General features: G+C 64.3%; 1 protein-coding gene. It reads left to right on the forward strand.

The features are described 5' to 3' along the window. The coding region (locus ACU8YC_RS26215) for a DNA gyrase C-terminal beta-propeller domain-containing protein (protein ID WP_446896148.1) at positions 1–515 on the forward strand (515 nt) is incomplete at both ends.

Below are 515 nucleotides of genomic sequence, written 5' to 3' on the forward strand. Positions count from 1 at the left end.
GTATTTCCTCTCGCCGGAGCAGGCCCAGGCGATCCTCGACCTGCGTCTGCACCGCCTGACTGGTCTCGAGCACGAGAAGCTGCTCGCCGAGTACCAGGAAATCCTCACCCAGATCGGTGAGCTGATCCGTATCCTGACCAATCCGGTGCGGCTGATGGAAGTCATCCGCGAGGAGCTCGAGGGCGTGAAGCGCGACTTCGGCGATGCTCGGCGCACCGAGATCCTCGAGTCCCGTCTGGATCTGACCCTGGCCGACCTGATCACCGAAGAAGAGCGCGTCGTCCCCAACTCCCATGGTGGCTATGCCAAGTCCCAGCCGCTGGCCGCCTATCAGGCGCAGCGCCGCGGTGGCCGTGGCAAGGCCGCGACCGGGGTGAAAGAAGAGGACTACGTCGAGCATCTGCTGGTCGCCAACAGCCATACCACGCTGCTGCTGTTCTCCAGCAAGGGCAAGGTCTACTGGTTGAAGACCTACGAGATTCCCGAGGCCTCGCGCACCTCGCGTGGGCGTCCGC

The sequence above is a fragment of the Citrobacter sp. VF227 genome (genome assembly GCF_052950715.1).